6 protein-coding genes and 1 pseudogene are annotated in these 6,014 nt (G+C 44.1%); 3 read left to right on the top strand and 4 right to left on the bottom strand.

The window, feature by feature from the left end; all coding sequences use genetic code 11:
• A partial coding sequence (cobD, locus tag GNE10_RS31045; protein WP_185569712.1) for a threonine-phosphate decarboxylase CobD occupies positions 1 to 1,081 on the bottom strand: 1,081 nt, incomplete at its 3' end.
• A 26-nt stretch (positions 1,082 to 1,107) separates the two neighbouring features.
• Entirely contained in the window at positions 1,108 to 1,392 is a 285-nt protein-coding gene (locus GNE10_RS31040; protein ID WP_015111786.1) for an HU family DNA-binding protein, read from the bottom strand.
• Between the two features lie 295 nt (positions 1,393 to 1,687).
• Here GNE10_RS31040 and GNE10_RS36255 point away from each other — a divergent pair, with 295 nt between their 5' ends.
• Positions 1,688 to 1,813 carry a hypothetical protein gene (locus tag GNE10_RS36255; protein ID WP_260447101.1) on the top strand — a complete coding sequence of 42 codons (126 nt, stop codon included), beginning with the start codon at positions 1,688 to 1,690 and terminating at the stop codon, positions 1,811 to 1,813.
• 325 nt (positions 1,814 to 2,138) lie between these two features.
• Here GNE10_RS36255 and GNE10_RS31035 read toward each other — a convergent pair whose 3' ends face one another.
• Positions 2,139 to 3,143 (bottom strand): saccharopine dehydrogenase-like oxidoreductase, encoded by a 1,005-nt coding sequence (locus tag GNE10_RS31035; protein ID WP_185569710.1) that lies wholly within the window; start codon positions 3,141 to 3,143, stop codon positions 2,139 to 2,141.
• A gap of 925 nt (positions 3,144 to 4,068) precedes the next feature.
• On the opposite strand from GNE10_RS31035, the gene GNE10_RS31030 reads away from it, so the two are divergent.
• Both GNE10_RS31030 and GNE10_RS31025 read left to right on the top strand, forming a co-directional pair.
• Positions 4,069 to 4,269 (top strand): type II toxin-antitoxin system HicB family antitoxin, encoded by a 201-nt coding sequence (locus GNE10_RS31030; protein WP_185569709.1) that lies wholly within the window; start codon positions 4,069 to 4,071, stop codon positions 4,267 to 4,269.
• A complete protein-coding gene (locus tag GNE10_RS31025; RefSeq protein ID WP_185569707.1) occupies positions 4,266 to 4,469 on the top strand; it encodes a type II toxin-antitoxin system HicA family toxin in 204 nt (67 codons plus the stop codon). The genes GNE10_RS31030 and GNE10_RS31025 overlap by 4 nt, the downstream gene beginning before the upstream one ends.
• 99 nt (positions 4,470 to 4,568) lie before the next feature.
• On the opposite strand, the pseudogene GNE10_RS31020 reads toward GNE10_RS31025, so the two are convergent.
• Positions 4,569 to 5,942, bottom strand: a pseudogene (locus GNE10_RS31020) (elongation factor G); the annotation flags it as partial.
• Positions 5,943 to 6,014: the final 72 nt, after the last annotated feature.

Below are 6,014 nucleotides of genomic sequence, written 5' to 3'. Positions count from 1 at the left end.
GTCCCCACTCACTCAGCGCTGTGAGTAGGCGTTGGTTATCAAAGTCTTCACGTACAGCAACCCGGAAAAAGCGATCGCCTAGTTCTTTAAAGCTAAGGCAATCGCGGATTAAAATCTGATGGTGCTTGAGTAATTCTTGCTGTAACTGCAAAGTGGATTTTTGAGACTCAACCAGTAAAAAGTTAACAGCACTTGCTTGGGGTTGCAATCCGGGAATTTTAGCTAAACCCTGAAAAAGTTGTTTTCGTGCGGGTGGTAGCCATGTCCAGGTTTGCTGTTGAAACTCTCGATCCTGGAGTGCCGCAATTGCCGCCGCTACTGCTAGCGTATTTACAGGCCAGGGGTCGCGCCATTGTTGCCACTTGGACAGGCTGTCGGGGTGAGCAATGGCATATCCCAATCGCAGTCCTGGGAGACTGTAAAATTTTGTCAGCGATCGCAATATTACTAAATTCGCATATTCTTGCACCACTGGAATTAAGCTTTGTTCTTCATTGGGCGGCACAAAATCCATAAATGCTTCATCCACCACTACCAAGGCAAATTGTTCTAGGTAGGGCAAAATTGAGTCCCGCGAAAATAACTTGCCTGTTGGGTTATGGGGGTTGTTCAGCAACAGTCCTTTGTCTTTGGTCTTTTGTCCATTGTCAAGAAATAATGACAAAGAACTGATGACCGATGACTCTTGACCGATGACTAATGACAAAGGACACTCCAGCACTTTAGCTTTGTACGCTGCTAAGGTTCGATAGTAGTCGCCAAAGGCTGGAGTTATTAAAAGTGTTGCCGCCAATTGAGCTAATTCTCTACCTATTAAAGTAAGTAATTCTGCTGAGCCATTACCCGGCAGAATCCACTCATACGGCAATTGATGGAAGTGACTGAGAGCTAGTCTCAGTTCACTATAGTTTGGGTCTGGATAGTGCTTAATATTACCAAATGCAGACGCGATCGCAGCGATCGCGCTGTTTGGTGGCCCCAGAGGGCTGATGCTAGCAGAAAAATCCAGAATAGCATCAGGGGGACAGCCAGCCAGTGCTGCTGCCCAGGCTAAATTTCCCCCGTGTGCTGGTTGCCGCATCAAAAAAAGGTTTCCTGAAACAAAGCCTATGATTTTGGGGGTGCTACCCTTTCTCTAAATAGCTTCCCTGCTGAGAAGGCAGGAACCTTCGTCGCCGGAATTTCCATTTTTTCATTGGTTTTCGGGTTGCGACCTTCACGAGCTTTACGTTCCCGTGATTCAAAAGAACCGAATCCCACCAGCGTTACTTTATCGCCAGAGGAAACCGCCTCAATAATCGTTTCCAGTGCGGCTGTTAAAACGGCATCGGCTTGTTTCTTGGTAACACTAGCCTTTTCAGCTACGGCATCAACTAATTCACCTTTGTTCATGTCAAACTCCTAAGTTTACTTGAGATTTTTTTACTGATGTACATTGATACATCTGTACAGAAATCTCTGTTGTTAGAAATACAAAAATCATCCTTTGGGAGTATTTTTACTCAAAACGGCTGTACATCCCATCGGCTCGACTTTTCAATGAATCATTCTAAGGTGTTGTAGCCTGATGTGGATAGATGAAACCATTAATTTATATAGATTTCAGGATTTTTTGTAGTTTTAGGGTACTTGTTACACTAAAAACTAGCACAAAAGTAGGAAAAAATACCTAGTGAAAACCCTAGTTATGGCAGGAACAAGAGGTGGGGAGATGGCGGGGTGGGGAAGTGGAAACATGGGGAGAGAAGTTAAAGGGGAAGCTTACAACCTAGACGTTGAGCGGCTTGCTGTAGGCATCTCAACTTCTCTTTAGGGAGACCGTGGTACAACTTGCTTTGAGTATTGCTTCACTTTCTCGTAGGCTTTCTTAAGCATCTGGAAATGTGGCTGTGACAATCTGCCGGAGATTACGATTTATAAACTTCATCAAATTAAAATTCACAAACAATTCTTTAAGGAACTTCCAAGTAAAAAAATATTCCATAGAAGACTGTTGACCCTTCTCCTATGGTCGCCGCTACGCGTAGCTTGCTTCCACGTAGTGGTACGACTTCGCTCAGGGTCAAGGCTGAGCGGAGTCGAAGCCTTGACTGTTGACGGTTTGCAGTCAACAGTCAACCGTCAACAATCAACATTTATTACTTGACAAATTGGGGCATAATTTCCGCAGCGGTAAATATTCCATAAATGCCGCGTTGTTGCAATTGTCTACCAGCTTTGAGATAGCCGAAAGCAGGGCCGCAGACATTAGCTGCCATGCTGGTTTCATCTCCCAAAGTAAAGGTATGGGTGGAGATTTTACCTTCAAAGGTGCGTCCTGTTACCTTAACGTTGGTGCTGAGGGGCTTTTTAGGATTGCGAGTATCGACTACACCACCAACAGTAACGCGATCGCGTCCCACGATTCCCGCTACTTCTAACATCACATCATCGGCATGTTCCATGTTCTCCAAGGTCAGCACGCCATTAGTTTTATCTAACAGTGCTTCCACCTCTGCATCAGTCATTGCCCTGGCAGTTTCCACTGTATAACCAGGCATGTGTCCGATATCTTCGCGGACAGTGGCGCGGTAAGCCTCCCAGTTGGCAATTCCCACACCAAAGGTAATTTCTACTTTATGAATTTCGGCATAGCTTTGGGCGGCTAGGGCGGCGGCGGCGGTTAACAGTCCAGGAGTAGCACCGCATCCTGTCATATAGGTAATTCCCGCTGCTTGGAGTTCATCTTTCATCGCCAGTAATTGTTCTACTGCACTAGTGCGCTTAATAGCATCCACTAGTACACCCCGCCAACCAGATTCGATAAACTGCTTGGCAACAGAGGGAATAAAATCATTTGGCAGATTAGGTAAAGCCAAAAAATACCCATCTACAGGCTGACTACTAGCGATTAAATCTTGAATACTGTTATTGCTTAATGTGCCAACAGGCTCTAGATAACCTAACGAACCTTGAGATTGATACGTAGCGATACATTCTTGAGTGTTTAAACCTTCTGTGGCGTAAGCATAACCTTTTTGATCTGCTGCTGCGACTAAAATCATTTCGCGTTTGCCAGCAAGTACCTTGGCGGCGGCTTGTCCAAGTCCACCGAAACCTAGAACTCCTATGCGGATTGTTTTGTTTCCTTGTTCTGTATTCATAGTCAATTTGTTGAGTTGAGTTAACAGCTTTCAGTATTTACCGTGTTGGCTGATGGCTACTGGTTCTTTTTCAACCGGGAACCAGTACTCAGTAATGTTACCTCCCCAAGCAACGCATCCTCTGTAAATGCAAGGCTTTTCAACCTCATACCCCTATTTCCTTGCACTTTTTTCTCTGATGATACCCTGAAAAGTTTGAAACATAAGGATTTTATCGTTATTCAACAAGCCCTAATTATTTTCAACAGGACTTACGCAATAACTACGATTTTACGTTATCACAAGCGTACTCCTACGGAGAAGCAAGCCACGCATTAGTGCAGCGTGTCGCAGACAAGCGTCTCGTAGAGAAGCAAAGTAATCGCCAAAAACTCTGAAATTGCTTACACTACGTTACGATCGCAATGACAATATCGGTGTTGCGTAAGTCCTATTTAATTTCCTCTCTTAACCACTGCCTAAATGCTGGATCTCTATAGGCAGGCAAGAGGCAATAGGCAATAGGCAACAGGGTTATAAAAAGTAAAGTGTACGGAATTTTGTTCAAAAATCAAATAGGATTCATATATTTAATATTTCTGTTATATGGAAGGGCTTTATTAAGTCACATTGAGTTGGAAAAATAAATTTAGGACTTACGCAACGCCGACATTGTCATTGCGACCGAAACGTAGTGTAGGGAAGCAATCCCAGCGTCAGGGGGGATTACTTTGCTATCGCTCGTAATGACGGAATTACGTTATTTTTGCATAAGTCCTGAAATTGAAGAAATAAAATTAGAAATTAGTCAATTAAGATTAAATAATAATTAATAATTTTAGCTTTAGTTGCTCAACTTGGAAATTCCGAAAAAATATGCAATGCAGGTTGGCTTGAAAATGTAGTTACGCTAAGATTTACAACACGAGAATGCAATAGATTTATTATGAAAATTAAGGCGGTTATCTGGCAAGAAGATGGTGTTTGGTGTGCATCTGTACCAGCTTTACCAGGATGTCACACTTGGGGAGAAAGCTACGAACATCTATTAGAAATGCTTAAAGATGCAATCCAGGGTTGGCTTGAAGTTGCTAGCCAGCAGGAAGAACTTGAACCGGATAAACAGCTGATTGAACTATCTCTATGAAATCAGTTTCTGGTAAAGGCTTATGTAAAATTGTTGAACGGTATGGCTGGAATCTGAAACGGATTACTGGCAGTCACCATATTTATGCAAAGGAAGGTGTTATTCTCTCTATTCCTGTTCATGGTAATCGTGATTTACCGATTGGAACACTTAAAGGACTGCTTAAAGATGCAGGTCTTAGCGAAGAAGACATAGACTAACAACGATTGATTGAAAATTACTTAATTAGCCCGAAACTAAAAATTTCGGGCTATGGTTGATTTTAGATGAATTAAAAATCCAAAATCTCAAATCTAAAATTACTTGCCGTTGCCGTTACCGTTATTACCATTGCCATTGGTTGCTAGGACGCGTTCGGCGAGTTTATCGGGAACTTCTTGTAAATGGTCATAGACCCAGTGGAAGGAACCAACGCCTAAGGTGAGCGATCGCAACTCTACAATAAAATTCTGCATCTCTGCTTGTGGCAAGTATGCAACTACTTTATCCCAGCCTTGCCAATCGCTTCTGCCTTCGTAGCCTAAGATTTGTCCCCGTCTCCCACTGAGTAGTTGCAACACTTTGGAAGTGAATTCGCTTGGTGTTGTCACTTCTACATGCAAAATTGGTTCTAATAGCGTGGGTTGTGCTTGGGGTATCCCCGTTTGCATAGCTAAGCGGGCGGCTTGTTTAAAGGCTTGTTCGGAACTATCCACGGTGTGGTAAGAACCGTTGGTTAAAGTTACCGCTACATCCACCACGGGGAAGCCCAGAGGCCCGTGTGCCAGAAATTCCCGCACGCCCATTTCTACGCCAGGGATGTATTGTCTCGGAACGACACCGCCGACGATGGTTTCATTAAAGTTAAATCCCTCGCCCCGTGGTAGGGGTTTAATTTCTAGGAAAACATCACCGAATTGACCGTGACCACCGCTTTGGTGTTTGTACCGTCCATGAACTGAAGCCACCGTTTTGCGGATGGTTTCTTTGTAAGGAACTTGCGGTAAGTGGGTTGTCATCGGCAAGTTATATTTGCGGCGCAGTCTATCTAAGGCTACTTGCAAATGAATTTCGCCTTGACCCCAGAGGATAACTTCGTGGGTGTCGCCGTGTTGTTCCCAAGCCAGGGAACAGTCTTCTTCTAACAGCTTAGTAATAGCTGCGCTGAGTTTAACTTCATCGTTGCGCTTTTCGGGTGTAATGGCCAGGGCATACACAGGTTCCAACTGTTCAGCTTTGGGTAATTGCATTGCTGAGGCTTGGTCTGTGGAAATTGTATCCCCGGTCTTGATTCCTTCTAAGCGACTCAAGGCAACAATTTCACCAGCAGCAACTTCGTTCACTAATTGCTGTTGTTGTCCCATGAGGCGATAAATTCCACCGGTGCGAACGCCATTGAGGACAACACCATCGGTTAATTTACCCCGCCAAACGCGCACTAGAGAAAGTTTGCCACCTTGGGGAGTGTAGAAAGTTTTGAGTACCTGTGCTATGGGAGTATCGCCTTTGATATTTTTTAAGCGGCGTTCTGCTGCGGTTTCTGGTTCGGGGGCTTCCCGTAACAAAGCTTCTATTAAAGGTCTAACACCATAATCTTGTTCTGCCACACCAAAGAAAACCGGGACTACTAAATCTGCCCCTAATTCCATTTTTAAATCTTTGAGGATTTCTTCTTGGGGTGGTTCGATATGTTGAACTAAGCTGAAAAGTCACCTTTTCAACTCGTCTTCAGAACCGGACGTGACACTTTCGCGTCATCCGGCTCC

This window comes from Nostoc sp. 2RC, assembly GCF_014222165.1.
GTDB classification, from domain to species: Bacteria; Cyanobacteriota; Cyanobacteriia; order Cyanobacteriales; family Nostocaceae; genus Nostoc; species Nostoc linckia.
The sequence above is the reverse complement of the archived record's forward strand: the minus strand, read 5'-3'. Positions and strand labels throughout refer to the sequence as shown.